The organism is Vibrio sp. Y51_MX_L26 (genome assembly GCF_024181935.1).
Taxonomy (GTDB): Bacteria; Pseudomonadota; Gammaproteobacteria; order Enterobacterales; family Vibrionaceae; genus Vibrio; species Vibrio diabolicus.
The window spans coordinates 79465-95449 of record NZ_JAMZAS010000013.1; the positions used below are offsets into that span (position 1 = coordinate 79465).

Genomic DNA, 15985 nt, shown 5'->3' on the forward strand with positions numbered 1-15985 from the left:
TTTTAAAGCTTTTTATTTGGGCACTAAGCCAACAACTATAAATTGGAGATAGTAATGGAAACTTTACTGAGCTTTTCTGCAATCGCCGTAGGTATTATCGTCGGTCTTGCTTCTCTTGGTACAGCGATTGGTTTCGCACTGCTAGGTGGTAAATTCCTAGAAGGTGCTGCACGTCAACCAGAAATGGCTCCTATGCTACAAGTTAAGATGTTCATCATCGCGGGTCTACTTGATGCGGTTCCAATGATCGGTATCGTAATCGCGCTACTATTCACTTTCGCAAACCCATTCGTTGGTCAACTAGGTTAATCACCTTTAACTCGGGACGAGCGATTAGCGCTTGTCACTGATTAACACTAAGTCCAAATAGAGGGGTAGCTGTTGTGAACATAAACGCAACTCTGCTAGGTCAAGCAATCTCGTTTGCACTATTTGTGTGGTTCTGCATGAAGTATGTATGGCCACCATTGATGAAAGCGATCGAAGAGCGTCAGAAGAAAATTGCTGATGGCCTTCAAGCAGCAGAACGTGCTGCGAAAGACTTGGATCTAGCACAAGCCAACGCTTCTGATCAATTGAAAGAAGCGAAGCGCACAGCAACTGAGATCATCGAACAAGCGAACAAGCGCAAGTCTCAAATTCTTGATGAAGCTCGCGAGGAAGCTCAGGCAGAACGCCAGAAAATCCTAGCGCAAGCAGAAGCAGAACTTGAAGCTGAACGCAATCGTGCGCGCGATGACCTGCGCAAACAAGTTGCTACTCTGGCTGTAGCTGGTGCTGAGAAAATCCTTGAGCGTTCTATCGATAAAGATGCGCAAAAAGATATTCTCGACAACATTACTGCAAAACTTTAAGTCTGGGGGCGCATATGTCTGATTTGACTACTATCGCACGCCCCTATGCTAAAGCAGCCTTCGACTTTGCTTTAGAGAAAGACCAGTTGGACCAATGGGGCCAAATGTTATCTTTTGCTGCTGAAGTGGCCAAAAACGAACAAATGAACGAACTTCTAACCGGTTCGGTTTCTGCTGATAAAATGGCAGAGATTTTTGTTGCAGTTTGCGGCGAACAAGTTGATACGCACGGTCAAAACCTTTTGAAGGTGATGGCTGAGAATGGTCGTTTAGCGGCCCTTCCTGATGTTTGCACAGAGTTTTACACTCTGAAGAAAGAGCATGAGAAAGAAATCGATGTTGAAGTCATTTCAGCAACAGAACTTTCTGATGAGCAACTTGCAAACATTGGCAGCAAACTTGAAAAGCGTCTTGAACGCAAAGTGAAGCTGAATTGCAGTGTAGATGAGACCCTACTTGGTGGGGTTATTATTCGAGCCGGAGACCTAGTCATCGATGACTCAGCGCGTGGTCGTTTGAACCGCCTGAGCGATGCATTGCAGTCTTAATGGGGATTGGAGCATGCAACTTAATTCCACGGAAATTAGCGATCTAATCAAACAACGTATCGAATCTTTCGAAGTTGTTAGTGAAGCTCGCAACGAGGGTACTATCGTATCGGTAAGCGATGGTATCATCCGCATCCACGGCCTAGCGGACGTGATGCAAGGTGAAATGATTGAATTACCGGGTGGCCGTTATGCACTGGCACTTAACCTTGAGCGTGACTCGGTTGGTGCGGTTGTAATGGGCCCATATGCTGACCTTAAGGAAGGCATGAAAGTTACAGGTACTGGCCGCATTCTTGAAGTGCCAGTTGGTCCAGAACTACTAGGCCGCGTAGTAAACACGCTAGGTGAGCCTATCGATGGTAAAGGTCCAATCGAAGCGAAAATGACTTCGCCTGTAGAAGTGATCGCACCAGGTGTAATCGACCGTAAATCGGTAGACCAACCTGTGCAAACTGGTTATAAGTCAGTTGACTCAATGATCCCTATCGGTCGTGGTCAGCGTGAGCTTATCATCGGTGACCGTCAGATTGGTAAAACAGCACTGGCGATCGACGCGATCATCAACCAGAAAGACTCTGGTATTTTCTCTATCTACGTAGCAATTGGTCAGAAAGCATCGACTATCGCTAACGTAGTTCGCAAACTAGAAGAGCACGGCGCACTACAAAACACTATCGTTGTAGTTGCATCAGCTTCTGAATCTGCAGCGCTGCAATACCTAGCGCCATACGCAGGTTGTGCGATGGGTGAATACTTCCGCGATCGCGGTGAAGACGCACTGATTGTTTACGATGACCTATCTAAGCAAGCGGTAGCTTACCGTCAGATCTCTCTACTACTTAAACGTCCACCAGGCCGTGAGGCATTCCCAGGTGACGTATTCTACTTACACTCGCGTCTACTAGAGCGTGCAGCTCGTGTAAACGAAGAGTACGTAGAACGTTTCACTAACGGTGAAGTGAAAGGTAAGACTGGTTCATTGACTGCTCTTCCTATCATCGAAACTCAAGCAGGTGACGTTTCAGCATTCGTACCGACTAACGTAATCTCGATTACCGATGGTCAGATCTTCCTACAAACTGAGCTATTCAACGCCGGTGTTCGTCCAGCGGTTGACCCAGGTATCTCAGTATCTCGTGTAGGTGGTTCAGCTCAGACGAAAATCATCAAGAAACTATCAGGTGGTATCCGTACAGCACTAGCTGCATACCGCGAACTAGCAGCATTTGCTCAGTTCTCTTCTGACCTTGATGAAGCAACGAAGAAACAGCTAGACCATGGTCAAAAAGTAACAGAACTAATGAAGCAGAAGCAGTACGCTCCAATGTCTGTATTTGACCAAGCTCTAACTATCTTCGCGGCAGAGCGCGGTTACCTTGATGATGTAGAACTTAACAAAGTTCTAGATTTCGAGGCGGCTCTACTATCGTACGCTCGCGGTCAATACGCTGAACTAGCAGCTGAGATCGACAAGTCTGGCGCTTACAACGATGAAATCGAAGCTCAGTTGAAGAAACTGACTGACGACTTCAAAGCAACCCAAACTTGGTAATTAGGTCGGTGGCAGTTTCTGCCACCAACTAACGGAGAGTAACGATGGCCGGCGCAAAAGAGATACGTAATAAAATCGGTAGTGTTAAAAGCACGCAGAAAATTACGAAAGCGATGGAAATGGTAGCAGCTTCAAAAATGCGTCGTTCTCAAGATGCAATGGAAGCTTCTCGTCCATACGCTGAAACAATGCGTAAAGTGATCGGTCATGTGGCTAACGCAAACCTAGAGTACCGTCATCCGTACCTAGAAGAGCGTGAAGCTAAACGTGTTGGTTACATCATCGTTTCGACAGACCGTGGTCTGTGTGGTGGTTTGAACATTAACGTGTTCAAAAAAGCCGTTACAGACATGCAAGCATGGAGAGAGAAAGGTGCTGAGATTGAGCTTGCCGTTGTTGGCTCAAAAGCAACAGCTTTCTTTAAACATGGTGGCGCAAAAGTTGCGGCACAGGTTTCTGGCCTGGGTGATAACCCAAGCTTAGAAGACCTAATCGGTTCTGTTGGCGTAATGCTGAAGAAATACGATGAAGGTGAACTGGACCGTCTATACGTAGTATTCAACAAGTTTGTGAATACTATGGTTCAGCAACCAACGATCGATCAATTGCTACCTTTGCCTAAATCGGACAGCGAAGAGATGCAGCGTGAGCACTCATGGGACTACATCTATGAGCCTGAGCCAAAACCTCTACTGGATACGCTACTAGTGCGTTACGTAGAGTCTCAGGTATACCAAGGTGTGGTTGAGAACCTTGCTTGTGAACAAGCGGCTCGAATGATTGCGATGAAGGCTGCAACGGATAACGCAACCAACTTGATTGACGATTTGGAACTTGTGTACAACAAAGCCCGTCAGGCTGCGATCACACAAGAACTATCGGAAATCGTTGGTGGTGCAGCTGCGGTTTAAGCTTAGGTAAAACGAAATAGTTTAGAGGATTAACGATGGCTACAGGTAAGATCGTACAGATCATCGGTGCGGTAGTCGACGTAGAGTTCCCACAGAGCAATGTACCTAGTGTATATGACGCTCTAAACGTAACGGACTCAAAAGAGCGTCTAGTTCTTGAAGTTCAACAACAGCTAGGCGGTGGCGTAGTTCGTTGTATCGTAATGGGTAGCTCTGATGGTTTACGTCGTGGAGTTGAAGTGGTTAACACTGGCGCTCCAATTTCAGTACCAGTCGGTACTAAAACTCTAGGTCGTATCATGAACGTCCTAGGTGACGCGATTGATGAGCGTGGTGAAGTGGGCGCGGAAGAGGTTTACTCTATCCACCGCAGCGCACCAAGCTACGAAGAACAATCAAACGAGATCGCACTTCTAGAAACGGGCGTTAAAGTAATCGACCTAATTTGTCCATTCGCTAAGGGTGGTAAAATCGGTCTGTTCGGTGGTGCTGGTGTAGGTAAGACCGTTAACATGATGGAACTTATCAACAACATCGCACTACAGCACTCAGGTCTATCCGTATTTGCGGGTGTTGGTGAGCGTACTCGTGAAGGTAACGATTTCTACTACGAGATGCAGGAAGCGGGCGTTGTAAACGTTGAGAAGCCTGAAGAATCGAAAGTAGCGATGGTTTACGGTCAGATGAACGAGCCACCAGGTAACCGTCTACGTGTTGCACTGACTGGTCTAACAATGGCAGAACGTTTCCGTGACGAAGGTCGTGACGTACTACTGTTCATTGATAACATCTACCGTTACACACTTGCAGGTACAGAGGTATCGGCACTGCTAGGTCGTATGCCTTCTGCGGTAGGTTACCAGCCAACTCTTGCAGAAGAGATGGGTGTACTTCAGGAGCGTATCACGTCAACGAAATCAGGTTCTATCACGTCTGTACAGGCGGTATACGTACCTGCGGATGACTTGACTGACCCGTCTCCAGCAACCACGTTCGCGCACTTGGATGCAACGGTTGTACTTAACCGTAACATCGCTGCAATGGGTCTATACCCTGCGATCGACCCACTAGATTCAACATCTCGTATGCTTGATCCACTAGTAGTTGGTCAAGATCACTACGAAGTTGCTCGTGGCGTTCAGCAGACACTTCAGCGCTACAAAGAGCTGAAAGACATCATTGCTATCCTAGGTATGGACGAGCTATCTGAAGAAGATAAGCAAGTTGTATCTCGTGCACGTAAGATTGAGCGTTTCCTAACTCAGCCTTACCACGTAGCAGAAGTATTTACAGGTGACCCTGGTATTTACGTACCTCTAAAAGAGACTCTACGTGGCTTTAAAGGTCTACTAGCTGGTGAATACGACGACATTCCTGAGCAGGCATTCATGTACTGCGGTAGCATCGACGATGCTATTGAGAATGCGAAGAAGCTATAAGGCTAACTAGGAGGCGATATGGCAGCAATAACCTTTCACCTAGACGTAGTAAGCGCTGAGAAGAAAATCTTCTCTGGTCGTGTTGAAACGTTTCAGGTGACCGGTAGCGAAGGTGAACTTGGTATTTTCCATGGTCACACACCGCTGCTGACCGCTATCAAGCCTGGTATGGTGCGTATTGTGAAACAGCACGGCCACGAAGAAATCATTTATGTTTCTGGTGGTATGGTAGAGATTCAGCCTGGTACAGCGACTGTACTGGCTGATACCGCTATCCGTGGTGAAGAGCTAGACGCAGCGAAGGCAGAAGAAGCCAAGCGCCGCGCTGAGGAGCAAATCCAGAATCAGCATGGTGACATGGACTTCGCACAAGCGGCCAGTGAACTGGCTAAAGCCATTGCTCAGCTACGAGTTATCGAGCTGACAAAAAAGCGTCGCTAAGCTCAATTAGCAACGTTGCATGACAAAAGGCGGCCAAATGGTCGCCTTTTTGATTAATTTTAGTTGGAAATTTACCTTACTCCATTAACTATTTTAAAAGAGCTGTTTAAAATAACGGCCAATTAACATAAAACGTCAATAGGTTCTCAATGAAATTCAGTGCAGTGATTCTTGCTGCGGGTAAAGGTACCCGTATGCATTCGAACATGCCTAAAGTGCTTCACACTTTGGCAGGGAAGCCAATGGCAAAACATGTGATTGATACATGTACTGGTCTTGGTGCACAAAATATTCACTTAGTATTTGGTCACGGTGGTGATCAAATGCAAACCACTCTTGCTGAAGAGCCAGTAAACTGGGTGCTGCAAGCGGATCAGTTGGGAACTGGCCATGCAGTTGACCAAGCATCTCCTCGCTTCGAAGACGATGAGAAAATCCTCGTGCTTTATGGTGATGTGCCATTAATTTCAGCTGAAACCATCGAGAACTTGTTGGATGCTCAACCAACTGGTGGTATTGCACTGCTTACAGTGATGCTTGATAACCCAACAGGTTATGGTCGTATTATTCGTAAAAATGGTCCTGTTGTTGCGATTGTTGAGCAAAAAGACGCAACGGAAGAACAAAAGCAAATTAAAGAGATCAACACTGGCGTGATGGTTGCGACTGGTGGGGATCTTAAGCGTTGGTTGTCTGGCTTAAACAACAACAACGCGCAAGGCGAGTACTACCTAACTGACGTTATTGCAGCCGCACACGATGAAGGTCGCGCCGTTGAAGCTGTACACCCAGTCAATGCCATTGAGGTGGAAGGGGTCAACGACCGTGCTCAACTGGCTCGTCTAGAGCGTGCCTTCCAATCAATGCAAGCTCAGAAGCTACTAGAGCAAGGTGTGATGCTACGCGACCCAGCACGCTTTGATTTGCGTGGTGAGTTGCAGTGCGGTATGGACTGTGAAATCGACGTGAATGTTATCATCGAAGGTAAAGTATCACTCGGTGATAACGTGGTTATCGGTGCGGGTTGTGTACTGAAAGATTGTGAAATCGACGACAACACCATCGTTCGCCCTTACAGTGTGATTGAAGGTGCAACGGTTGGTGAAGAATGTACCGTTGGTCCATTTACTCGCCTTCGTCCTGGTGCTGAGATGCGTAACGATTCCCATGTGGGTAACTTCGTAGAAGTGAAAAATGCGCGTATCGGAGAAGGCTCAAAAGCGAACCATCTAACTTACCTTGGTGATGCTGAAATCGGTCAACGTACGAACATCGGTGCCGGTACGATTACTTGTAACTATGATGGTGCGAACAAGTTTAAAACCATCATCGGTAATGATGTCTTTGTTGGTTCTGATAGCCAGTTGGTGGCGCCTGTCACTATCGCTGATGGCGCAACCATCGGTGCAGGTACGACGCTGACAAAAGATGTTGAAGAAGGCGAGTTAGTGATTACTCGCGTCAAAGAGCGCAAAATTAATGGCTGGCAACGCCCTGTAAAACAGAAATAAGCAGTACCTGCACTCTGTCGCTATATTGTCAAAGCCGCTCAACAAGAGCGGCTTTGTTGTTTCTAGCTAAAGGCTTCATCGTTAGTAACTGGGAATGGCGATGCGTTTTTCGAGCCAACGAACAGCTTGGGATACGAATAGAATGAGCAACAAGTACTCCAAAACGAGGAAGGTATAAATCTCTAGGGGTAAGTACTCATTCACCACCAGCTCATTGGCACGGCGAGTGAGATCGCTCAAACCAATCACACTAACCAAAGAACTCATCTTCAGGATATACACAAATTGATTTCCCAATGGTGGGAGAATTTGTCGAAACGCTTGGGGAAGAATTACCAAGTGCATCTTTTGCCAATAGCTTAAGCCCAAAGATTCAGCCGCTTCATGCTGGCCACGACTGATGGCTTGGATTCCGCCGCGAAACACCTCCGCCATAAACGCACTCTCAGCAATGGTCAGGGCAATAACACCCGCCCAAAAGTGATTGAGTGAGACATCCAACAGCGTTGGCATGCCGTAATACACCCAAAGTAGTAAGACTAAAACAGGCACTGAACGGACTACCTCGACATAAATGCGGTTGATCCACTTCAAGTAGGGGGAGTTCGACAGAGCCGGTAGGGCGATGATTAAACCTAAGGTCATCGCAAATAACATACTGAGGAGTGATACTTGGATGGTGTCACTAAATCCGGCGATTAAAAACTTCAGATTGGTGAGTCCTTGCTCCGTGGAGGGATCGAGCACATACCAGCCCCATTGATAATCTGAGCAACCTGTGAGCAACAGCAGCGAAATCAGCCATAGAGTTCGAAAGGTCACATTTACTCCCTGAATTAACTAAAAAACTTCCATTGTTGCTGCTATGTTATCAATAGAGCTTTAATAAAGGTTAATCATTAAACCGCATAAGGTCATTATTTTTAAGGGAATAAAAATGAAAAAGATTTTACTAGCGCTAGGAATGTGTTTACTTGCTGCAACTCAAATTGCTCATGCTGAAAGCCGTCTTCAATCCATTTTAGACAGTGGTGTACTCCGTGTTGGAACGACGGGAGATTGGAATCCGATGACGATGAAAGACCCTGCAACCAACAGTTATCGTGGCTTTGATATCGACGTAACGACAGAGCTTGCTAAAGATCTCGGTGTAAAAGTAGAGTATGTAGCCACGGATTGGAAGACACTAGTCAATGGCATTACCGCCAACAAATACGATATTACTGGCAGCGCGTCCCTGAATATGTCGCGCGCGAAAGTCGCTGGATACAGCCAACCGTATTTCTACCTTGCCTTTGTACCCGTTGTGCAAAAGAAAGATCTCGCCAAATTCTCTGATTGGGCAGATTTTAATACGCCTGATGTGAAAGTCGCGGCGACACTAGGAACGGTGCAAGAAAAAATGGTGAAAGAGTTTTTCCCGCTGGCTCAACACATTGTGATTGAAGCGCCAGCGCGCGACTTCCAAGAATTACTAGCTCGCAGGGCCGATGTATCGGTGACGTCCAATGTGGAAGCAGCGACGTTGGTGGACAAGTTTAAACAACTGGCGATAGTACCAGTGACCGCTCCGCGTAAACCGACACCAATTGCGATGCTGTTGCCGCAAAACGATCAAGTATGGATTAATTACATCAACCATTGGGTTGAGCTGAAAAAGACCCAAGGCTTTTTCAAGCTGACTGCCAAGAAGTGGGGGTTGAAAAGCTTATAATAAAAAAGAGCCGCATTACGCGGCTCTTTTTTATTATCTGAACAATTAAAGTTCGTCTTCACTCACTACACGAGCATTGTCTGGAGTCGTGAAGTGCTGAGACAATTCACGGTTAGATAAGATGTAACCCATCCAAAGACCACCCATACAGATGATGATTGCAACGCCCGTTACCATTTGAGCTTGGCTTGCCATTGCAGCAACTAATGCGCTTGATAGACTGCTCACAGTAATTTGTAAGCTGTTTTGCAGGCCTGCAGCTGTTGCAGGGCTTTGTTTAGCACTTGCCAACGCGCGGTTTACTACGATTGGGTATAGCGCACCATTGGCTACCGCAATTAAACAGAAAGGCGCTAGAATTGGCCAGATAGAAGACAGTTCCCATTGTGAGGCAATGAATATCATTATTGCCGCGACACTAAATAGGCCAATCAATTGACGTAGAACTTTTTCATCACCAAATTTACGAACGCCGACTTTACCCAAGTAACCACCAGCCATAAACGCGATAGTTTGTGGGATAAAGCTCAAACCAATATCTTTTGCTTCATAGCCTAGTTGCGCCATGATTTCTGGCATACCAGTTAGGTAAGCAAAGAATGCAGCCGAAGCCGTCGCAAACATAAACACGTTGCCAAGGTATTTTTTAGAACTCAGCAGCGCTTTGATGTCGGCAGACATACTGGTTTGTTTGATTTCTGCTTTCTCGTCTTTTTGGGCCATTGTCGCAAAGACCAAGAAGACACCAACTAGTGTCAGCGTAATAAAGATACTGTGCCAGCCGAAGTTATCTGCCAACACTACCCCTAATTGAGGTGCTAGTGCTGGTGATAGCGCGACTAACGGCATGATCGTTGCAAAAATTTGCTGACTGCTGCTTGAGTAGCGTTTAATGACCATGGCTTGCCAGATCACGGCTGGTGCACATACACCGATAGCTTGGATAAAGCGCAGTGTCAGTAGTTGCCATACTTGGTCACAGAAAGCCAAACCGAATGACGCGATAGTAAACAGCACTAACCCGGCCGCGAGTGTATTGCGGTGGCCAAATTTATCGGATGCCAATCCCCACATTAGCTGGCCAACCGCCATACCAACTAGGAATACCGTTAAAGAGAGCGCTATTTGCTCAGGGCCTGTTGCAAAGTCGATTTCCATCGCTTTGAATGCTGGCAGATACATATCGGTAGCAACGAAGCCAAGCATCGATAATGCTGCCAGATAAATGAGCTGTAGTTTTGATATTTTCATGATTCAACCAGTCAAATTATTTAATCATTTTTTAATCAACATCAGTTGGCGCCAACCCTGATTTATTTACCTTATTATTCTATTTTTCGATTTTGATAAAATAAAACGCTAAAATTGTTGGTTATCAATCAAATTTTTTGAAAGGTTAAATCATGTTCTCTAAAGCGTCTCTGGAAATGCTGGATACGGTTGCCCGTTTAGGCAGTTTCACCGCTGCGGCTGAGGTGCTGCATAAAGTCCCTTCAGCCATCAGTTATGGAGTAAGGCAGGTCGAGCAAGATTTAGATGTGGTGCTGTTTCGACGCTTACCGAGGAAAGTGGAGTTAACTCCAGCAGGTGAGCTTTTTATGGCTGAGGCTCGCTCTTTGCTGCGTCAAATGGAAGAGGTGAAAGCACAAACACGCCGAGCAGCTCAGGGATGGAAGAGCACGTTAAAGCTGACCTTAGATAACGTGGTGAAGTTAGAAAAACTCAAACCTTTGGTGGAAGACTTTTATCGCGAGTTTGAATTTGCTGAATTGCAGATCAATATGGAAGTATTTAATGGCTCTTGGGAAGCCATAGCACAAGGTAGAGCCGACATTGTCGTTGGCGCGACATCTGCGGTTCCCGTTGGTGGAGATTTTGAAGTCAAAGATATGGGCGTATTAGATTGGGCATTTGTAATGTCTCCCGCTCATCCCTGTGTTCGCCAACAAGTGCTTACTGAAGAGTTTGTGAGTCAATTTCCGGCGATCTGCCTTGATGATACTTCGAACGTGCTGCCAAAGCGCCATACTGGCCATTACCCGCAACAACGCCGATTGTTACTACCCAACTGGTACAGTGCAATTGAATGTTTGAAAAATGGAGTTGGCGTGGGTTACATGCCACGTCATATTGCAACGCCACTGATCAATGATGGTGTGCTGGTGGAGAAGGTGATGCCAGATGATAAGCCGCTCAGTCATTGTTGCTTGGTCTGGCGCAAAGATGATAATCATAAATTGATCCAATGGATGGTGGATTACCTAGGATCGCCTAATCAGCTACATCAAGATTGGTTACAGTCATAAAAAAACACCTCGCAATAGCGAGGTGTTTTATTTGATATGTTTGGAGCGTGGCGTTTTATGACAGGAAGAACTTGTAAGACGGGTTGTCTGTTTCGTCTTTGCATTGATAGCCAAGTTCGCGCAAATGTGCCGAAAACTGAGCTAAATCTCCTTCATCTAACTCGAAACCACATAAAACGCGTCCATAGTCGGCGCCGTGGTTACGGTAGTTGAACAAGCTAATATTCCAATGGGTACCAAGAGTGCTTAAGAATTTCAGTAAGGCACCAGGGTACTCTGGAAATTCAAAGCTGTAGAGTCGCTCTTTGAGTTGTTTCGATGGCTTCCCGCCGATCATGTAGCGAATGTGTAGCTTCGCCATTTCATCGTCAGAAAGGTCAACCACCGGATAGCCACCTTCACGTAGATCGTGAATGATGTTTTCCAACTCTTCTTGACCACCTTGCAGACGAACACCGACAAAGATATTAGCGAGTTCGTCATCGTTGTAACGATAGTTAAACTCCGTTACGGCACGACCGCCAATCAAGTTACAGAACTCAAAGAACGCTCCTTGGCGTTCAGGGATCGTCACTGCCAATAAACCTTCACGTTTTTCACCTAGCTCGCAACGTTCTGACACATAGCGTAACCCGTGGAAGTTGGTGTTTGCGCCAGACAGTACCGTGCCTAGGTTTTTGTCTTTCAGCTTGTTCTGTTCAGCAAATTTCTTCAAACCGGCCAGAGCAAGCGCACCCGAAGGCTCAGCAATCGCACGGGTATCTTCAAAGATGTCTTTTACGGCTGCGCAGATTTCATCACTAGAGACCGCAATATGGCCATCAATGTACTTCTGGCACAGACGGAAAGTCTCTTCACCAATGCGCTTTACTGCGACGCCATCGGCAAACATGCTGACTTGGTCTAGTACGACAGGTTCACCAGCATCCAGCGCGGCTTTAAGACAAGATGAGTCTTCCGGCTCTACAGCAATGACTTTGATTTCTGGCATGAGCTGCTTCACGAGTACCGCAACACCGGCAGCTAAACCGCCACCACCGACAGGAACAAAGATGTAATCAAGGTGACCATTTTGCTGCAGCATTTCCATACCGATGGTGCCTTGACCTGCGATCACCAGTGGGTGATCAAAGGGGGGCACAAAAGTATAGCCATATTGCTCTGACAAACGTTCGGCTTCTGCTTTTGCTTCATCAAAGTTGCTGCCGTGTAGTACCACATTGCCACCAAAGCTGCGTACTGCGTCGACTTTGATATCCGGCGTGGTCTTTGGCATCACGATGGTGGTTTTGATGCCCAGCTTAGTGCCAGACAGCGCCATGCCTTGAGCGTGGTTACCTGCCGATGCTGCGATGACACCAGCGGCTTTCTGCGCTTCAGATAAACTCGCCACCATGTTGTATGCACCGCGCAATTTGAACGAGTGCACGGGTTGGCGATCTTCACGCTTGATCTGCACATTATTCCCGATACGTGCAGATAAACGAGGCATTTCTTGCAGTGGCGTCACTGTTGCTACTTCATAAACAGGTGCGCGAAGGATTTGGCGCAGATAGTCTGCGCCAGTTTGATTTACTTTCTTTTCGGGTTGAGATTCCATCATTGCTAGTCCTCTAGCTTCGACTTGTCTCGTACTGCACCCTTGTCAGCACTGGTGGCCATGCTCGCGTACGCTTTAAGTGCAAAGGAAACTTCTCTTTGACGATCAACAGGTTTCCAGCCAAGTTCATCTTGTTTTGCACGGCGCTCTGCAAGTTCTTGTTCAGACACTTCGAGTGAAATTGAACGGTTCGGAATATCAATCGCGATCATATCGCCCGGTTTCACCAGTCCAATAGCACCGCCGTTAGCGGCTTCAGGAGAAGCATGGCCGATAGAGAGTCCTGATGTACCACCAGAGAAACGACCGTCAGTCAGCAGTGCACATTCTTTACCAAGGCCCATCGATTTTAGGTAAGTGGTTGGGTAAAGCATTTCTTGCATGCCCGGACCACCTTTAGGGCCCTCGTAACGGATAACAACCACATCACCGGCTTTCACTTTACCGCCTAAGATGCCTTCCACCGCATCTTCTTGGCTTTCAAATACCACAGCCGGACCAGTGAACTTAAGAATGCTTTCATCAACACCGGCTGTCTTAACGATACAGCCATCCAATGCGATGTTGCCTGATAGAACGGCTAGGCCACCTTCTTGGCTGAAGGCGTTGTCTTTCGCGCGAATACAACCTTCTGCACGGTCGTCATCAAGGCGATCCCAGCGGCAATCTTGTGAGAACGCTTGGGTGGTACGAATACCAGCCGGACCGGCACGGTAGAATTTAAGTACCTCTTCGTCTTCAGTTTGGATGATGTCGTATTTCGCCAGCTGCTCTTTCATCGAAAGGCCAAGCACGGTGCGCGCATCATTGTGTAGAAGACCTGCACGATCTAACTCACCGAGAATCGCCATGACGCCACCAGCGCGGTGTACGTCTTCCATGTGATATTTCTGGGTAGATGGTGCCACTTTACATAGGTGTGGGACTTGGCGTGATAGGCGATCGATATCTTCCATATCGAAATCCACTTCACCTTCTTGCGCTGCAGCCAACAGGTGCAAAATGGTGTTGGTTGAACCACCCATGGCAATATCCAGTGCCATTGCATTTTCGAAGGCATCAAACGTAGCGATGTTGCGTGGCAACGCGGATTCGTCATCTTGCTCGTAGTAACGACGAGTCAGTTCAACAATGCGTCTGCCCGCGTTAAGGAATAGCTGTTCACGATCAGCGTGAGTCGCCAGCATAGAACCGTTGCCCGGCTGAGAAAGACCCAGTGCTTCTGTTAGGCAGTTCATCGAGTTTGCCGTGAACATGCCTGAACACGATCCACAGGTTGGACATGCGCTGCGTTCGATTTGCTCGCTTTGCTCATCAGATACTTTTGGATCCGCGCCTTGGATCATTGCATCAACAAGGTCTAGTTTGATGATCTGATCAGAAAGCTTGGTTTTACCCGCTTCCATCGGACCACCAGAAACAAAGATAACTGGGATGTTAAGACGCATAGATGCCATCAACATTCCCGGAGTGATTTTGTCACAGTTAGAGATACATACCATGGCATCAGCACAATGCGCATTCACCATGTATTCTACTGAGTCTGCAATCAGCTCACGCGATGGCAGTGAATACAGCATGCCACCGTGACCCATTGCGATACCATCATCGACCGCGATGGTGTTGAACTCTTTCGCGATGCCGCCTGATTTTTCAATTTCACGTGCGACAAGCTGACCCATGTCTTTAAGATGTACGTGACCCGGAACAAATTGAGTAAACGAGTTCACTACGGCGATGATTGGTTTACCGAAGTCTTCTTCTTTCACGCCCGTTGCACGCCACAGCGCGCGTGCCCCCGCCATGTTACGACCATGTGTGGTGGTAGCTGATCTATATTTTGGCATTTCTTAAATCCTTCTTACTTCTGTTCTGGGTACACATAGTCTAACCAGCCCCACTTATCTTCCGTGGTGCCGTCAAATAGGCCAAAGTAGGCTGCTTGTAGTTCTTTAGTGATTGGGCCGCGTTTACCTGTGCCCACTTCAATTTTGTCGATGGTTGCCACTGGCACAATTTCAGCCGCAGTACCTGTCATGAAGACTTCATCGGCAAGGTAAAGGGCTTCACGAGCAATGTTGGCTTCACGTACTTCGTAGCCTTTATCGCGTGCAATCGTCATGATCGAATCACGAGTGATGCCCGGTAGAATCGCGCTAGTTGCTGGTGGTGTGGTGATTACGCCATCTTTGATAACGAAGATGTTTTCACCGGCGCCTTCCGATAGGTAACCATCTACGCTTAGCGCAATACCTTCGTCGTAACCGTGACGACGCGCTTCACCACCAACCAGTAGTGAAGATAGGTAGTTACCGCCTGCTTTAGCCGCAGTTGGGATGGTGTTTGGCGCAGCGCGGTTCCAGCTTGAAATCATCGCATCGACACCTTTTTCTAGCGCTTCTTCGCCTAAGTAAGAGCCCCAAGGAAATGCCGCAATGATTAGATCCATTTCAGTGCCAACTGGTGGGCACACGCCCAAACCAACATTACCGACAAAACCTAATGGACGAATGTAAGCACTATCGAGTTTGTTTTGGCGCAGTGTTTCGCGGGTAGCTTCCATGATTTCTTCTACAGAAAAAGGGATCGGGAAACGGTAAATCTTGGCGGAATCTTTTAAACGTTGTGCATGCTCACGGTGACGGAAGACAATTGGGCCTTTTGGTGTGTTGTAACAGCGCACGCCTTCAAACACGGATGTACCATAGTGCATTGCGTGAGTCAGAACGTGAACGTTAGCCTCTGCCCATGGAACCATCTCACCATTAAACCAAATGAAATCTGCAGTTTTCGTTGCCATTTGTTGCCTTCCTTATGCACTTACGTGTTGTTGTAAGTTGTGATTTGGCAGTTCATCGTTGCGGATTTTTAGCACCTCAACCTTACGAACGTCCCACAACTTCTCTATTTGATTGATCAAAAACGAGATTGGTCGATCGCTGTCGACGATGATCTCGACGCTGGCTACTTTACTTTCATGGTTTTGCGTAGCAGCGACTTGTTTGATCACGAAGCCTCGGTGACGAATCACACGTAGAACGCGCTCCAACAGTACCGGTTTGTCATCGGCTTTGATGTCGAGTAAATATCTGTCCATGCGATTGTC

16 protein-coding genes are annotated in these 15985 nt (G+C 47.1%); 10 read left to right on the top strand and 6 right to left on the bottom strand.

Translation table 11 applies throughout. From position 1 onward, the window contains the following. Window positions 1-54 precede the first annotated feature (54 nt). The 8 genes from atpE to glmU all read left to right on the top strand — a co-directional run bounded on the left by atpE (window position 55) and on the right by glmU (window position 7259). Window positions 55-309 carry a F0F1 ATP synthase subunit C gene (gene atpE, locus NL645_RS20175; RefSeq protein ID WP_002540812.1) on the top strand — a complete coding sequence of 85 codons (255 nt, stop codon included), beginning with the start codon at window positions 55-57 and terminating at the stop codon, window positions 307-309. Between the two features lie 74 nt (window positions 310-383). Beyond that, window positions 384-854, top strand: coding sequence for a F0F1 ATP synthase subunit B (gene atpF, locus NL645_RS20180; protein ID WP_031780375.1), 471 nt, complete (start codon window positions 384-386; stop codon window positions 852-854). A 14-nt stretch (window positions 855-868) separates the two neighbouring features. Further along, window positions 869-1402: a F0F1 ATP synthase subunit delta gene (gene atpH, locus NL645_RS20185; RefSeq protein ID WP_005394085.1), complete on the top strand. Its 534-nt coding sequence runs from the start codon at window positions 869-871 to the stop codon at window positions 1400-1402. Window positions 1403-1415: 13 nt separating this feature from the next. Next, on the top strand, window positions 1416-2957 hold the full coding sequence (gene atpA, locus NL645_RS20190) for a F0F1 ATP synthase subunit alpha (protein ID WP_005394084.1): 1542 nt from the start codon (window positions 1416-1418) through the stop codon (window positions 2955-2957). Between the two features lie 44 nt (window positions 2958-3001). Beyond that, on the top strand, window positions 3002-3868 hold the full coding sequence (atpG, locus tag NL645_RS20195) for a F0F1 ATP synthase subunit gamma (protein WP_005394082.1): 867 nt from the start codon (window positions 3002-3004) through the stop codon (window positions 3866-3868). 35 nt (window positions 3869-3903) lie between these two features. Next, entirely contained in the window at window positions 3904-5307 is a 1404-nt protein-coding gene (atpD, locus tag NL645_RS20200; protein ID WP_005383849.1) for a F0F1 ATP synthase subunit beta, read from the top strand. A gap of 18 nt (window positions 5308-5325) precedes the next feature. Beyond that, window positions 5326-5748, top strand: a complete 423-nt coding sequence (locus tag NL645_RS20205; RefSeq protein WP_005378937.1) for a F0F1 ATP synthase subunit epsilon — start codon at window positions 5326-5328, stop codon at window positions 5746-5748. Between the two features lie 149 nt (window positions 5749-5897). Then, window positions 5898-7259 carry a bifunctional UDP-N-acetylglucosamine diphosphorylase/glucosamine-1-phosphate N-acetyltransferase GlmU gene (gene glmU / locus NL645_RS20210; RefSeq protein WP_005394079.1) on the top strand — a complete coding sequence of 454 codons (1362 nt, stop codon included), beginning with the start codon at window positions 5898-5900 and terminating at the stop codon, window positions 7257-7259. Between the two features lie 81 nt (window positions 7260-7340). Here glmU and NL645_RS20215 read toward each other — a convergent pair whose 3' ends face one another. After that, on the bottom strand, window positions 7341-8081 hold the full coding sequence (locus NL645_RS20215) for an amino acid ABC transporter permease (RefSeq protein ID WP_006742913.1): 741 nt from the start codon (window positions 8079-8081) through the stop codon (window positions 7341-7343). Between the two features lie 115 nt (window positions 8082-8196). Between NL645_RS20215 and NL645_RS20220 the strand changes: the two genes are divergently transcribed. After that, window positions 8197-8973 (top strand): transporter substrate-binding domain-containing protein, encoded by a 777-nt coding sequence (locus NL645_RS20220; protein WP_048625599.1) that lies wholly within the window; start codon window positions 8197-8199, stop codon window positions 8971-8973. Between the two features lie 45 nt (window positions 8974-9018). Here the strand turns inward: NL645_RS20220 and punC are convergent, their stop codons facing one another. After that, the gene (gene punC / locus NL645_RS20225) at window positions 9019-10224 is read right to left on the bottom strand and encodes a purine nucleoside transporter PunC (RefSeq protein ID WP_031780373.1); all 1206 of its coding nucleotides are present in this window, start codon (window positions 10222-10224) and stop codon (window positions 9019-9021) included. Window positions 10225-10376: 152 nt separating this feature from the next. Between punC and punR the strand changes: the two genes are divergently transcribed. Continuing rightward, window positions 10377-11279 (top strand): DNA-binding transcriptional activator PunR, encoded by a 903-nt coding sequence (gene punR, locus NL645_RS20230; protein WP_005394068.1) that lies wholly within the window; start codon window positions 10377-10379, stop codon window positions 11277-11279. 55 nt (window positions 11280-11334) lie between these two features. Here punR and ilvA read toward each other — a convergent pair whose 3' ends face one another. The 4 genes from ilvA to ilvM are packed head-to-tail and all read right to left on the bottom strand — an operon-like array spanning window position 11335 to window position 15976. After that, a complete protein-coding gene (gene ilvA, locus NL645_RS20235; protein ID WP_253652300.1) occupies window positions 11335-12882 on the bottom strand; it encodes a threonine ammonia-lyase, biosynthetic in 1548 nt (515 codons plus the stop codon). Window positions 12883-12884: 2 nt separating this feature from the next. After that, window positions 12885-14726 (bottom strand): dihydroxy-acid dehydratase, encoded by a 1842-nt coding sequence (gene ilvD / locus NL645_RS20240; RefSeq protein ID WP_253652301.1) that lies wholly within the window; start codon window positions 14724-14726, stop codon window positions 12885-12887. 14 nt (window positions 14727-14740) lie between these two features. Beyond that, window positions 14741-15679 (bottom strand): branched-chain-amino-acid transaminase, encoded by a 939-nt coding sequence (gene ilvE, locus NL645_RS20245; protein ID WP_005378953.1) that lies wholly within the window; start codon window positions 15677-15679, stop codon window positions 14741-14743. A 12-nt stretch (window positions 15680-15691) separates the two neighbouring features. Beyond that, the gene (gene ilvM, locus NL645_RS20250; protein ID WP_005378958.1) at window positions 15692-15976 is read right to left on the bottom strand and encodes an acetolactate synthase 2 small subunit; all 285 of its coding nucleotides are present in this window, start codon (window positions 15974-15976) and stop codon (window positions 15692-15694) included. Window positions 15977-15985: the final 9 nt, after the last annotated feature.